The following is a 1,720-nucleotide window of genomic DNA, read 5'->3' as shown; positions in this document are numbered from 1 at the left end:
CATAGTAGGTATGAGTGTGGGCTTATTGCTAGCCAGCATGTTTTTGTTCCCATACCTAACCGAAGGTATTCCCTGGCTTAGCTTTGGTCGGTTAAGGCCTTTGCATACCAATGCGGTCATTTTCGCCTTCGTTGGGAACGCCATTTTCGCCGGAGTATATTATTCCACACAACGTTTGCTGAAGGCAAGGATGTGGAGCGATGCCCTTAGTAATTTCAACTTTTGGGGCTGGCAGGCCATAATAGTGGCTGCAGCCATTACTCTTCCCCTGGGTTTTACGTCCTCTAAAGAATATGCCGAGCTGGAATGGCCTATAGACATCGCCATCGCTTTGGTCTGGGTTGCATTTGGCGTAAACCTTATCGGGACGATGATTAAAAGGCGCCAACGTCATTTATATGTGGCGATCTGGTTTTACCTGGCAACTTTTGTAACTGTTGCCGTCCTCCATATTTTCAATAATATAGAAATTCCGGTAACTGCTTTAAAAAGTTATTCAGTATATTCCGGTGTTCAGGATGCTTTGGTGCAATGGTGGTATGGCCATAATGCCGTAGCGTTTTTTCTTACCACTCCGTTTCTTGGATTGATGTATTATTTTGTGCCTAAAGCCGCTAACCGGCCTGTGTATTCTTATCGACTTTCCATTGTGCATTTCTGGTCACTTATTTTTATCTATATCTGGGCAGGACCACATCATTTATTATATACTTCACTGCCGGACTGGGCACAAAATCTTGGTGTTGCTTTCTCTGTGATGCTATTGTTTCCTTCCTGGGGTGGGATGATCAACGGATTATTGACACTTAGGGGCGCCTGGGATAAAGTACGGGTAGATCCTGTTTTAAAATTTATGGTGGTCGCGATCACGGGTTATGGGATGGCCACTTTTGAAGGTCCCATGCTCTCTCTAAAAAATGTAAATGCCATCGCACATTTTAGTGACTGGATCATCGCACATGTACATGTGGGCGCTCTTGCATGGAACGGATTCTTAACTTTCGGAATGGTGTACTGGTTAGTGCCGAGATTGTTTAAAACACAGTTATGGTCTGTGAAACTCGCCAATGTACATTTTTGGATGGGGACCCTGGGGATTATCATGTATGCACTGCCAATGTATGTTGCCGGTTTTGTTCAGGCTTCCATGTGGAAACAATTCAACCCTGATGGCACCCTTACCTACGGAAATTTTTTGGAAACTGTCACTGAAATTATACCAATGTACTGGATGCGGGCCATTGGGGGCAGTATTTATATCGCGGGAGCTATCGTAATGTTATATAATATCATTAAAACTGCCAGACAGGGCAGCGCGGTAGAAGATGAACTGGCAGAAGCAGCTGCACTGGCCCCACTTACCAAAAAGCGTATCCGCGGAGAAGCTTATCACAGCTGGTTGGAAAGAAGGCCAGTAAAATTGACAATTTTCGCCACCATAGCCATTCTAATTGGAGGCGCGGTGCAAATTATTCCTTCATTAATGGTAGATGAATATGTACCGGTAATTTCTAGTGTCAAACCTTATACACCTTTGGAACTGGAAGGCCGGGATATTTATATTCGGGAAGGTTGTGTTTCTTGCCACTCACAAATGGTGCGGCCTTTTAGGAGCGAAGTAGAGCGGTATGGAGAATATTCAAAGGCCGGGGAATATAGATATGATTTTCCATTCTTGTGGGGTAGTAAAAGAACAGGGCCAGATCTACATAGGGTTGGC

Annotated in this window: 1 protein-coding gene; it reads left to right on the top strand. The window is 44.5% G+C overall.

Going from position 1 to position 1,720, the window contains the following annotated elements:
- Positions 1–1,720, top strand: a 1,720-nt coding sequence (ccoN, locus tag RM539_RS19755; RefSeq protein WP_311505142.1) for a cytochrome-c oxidase, cbb3-type subunit I, incomplete at both ends; no start/stop codon positions are given.

The sequence above is a fragment of the Autumnicola musiva genome (genome assembly GCF_031846585.1).
GTDB classification, from domain to species: domain Bacteria; phylum Bacteroidota; class Bacteroidia; order Flavobacteriales; family Flavobacteriaceae; genus Autumnicola; species Autumnicola musiva.
This window is presented reverse-complemented; position numbering and strand designations above follow the sequence as displayed.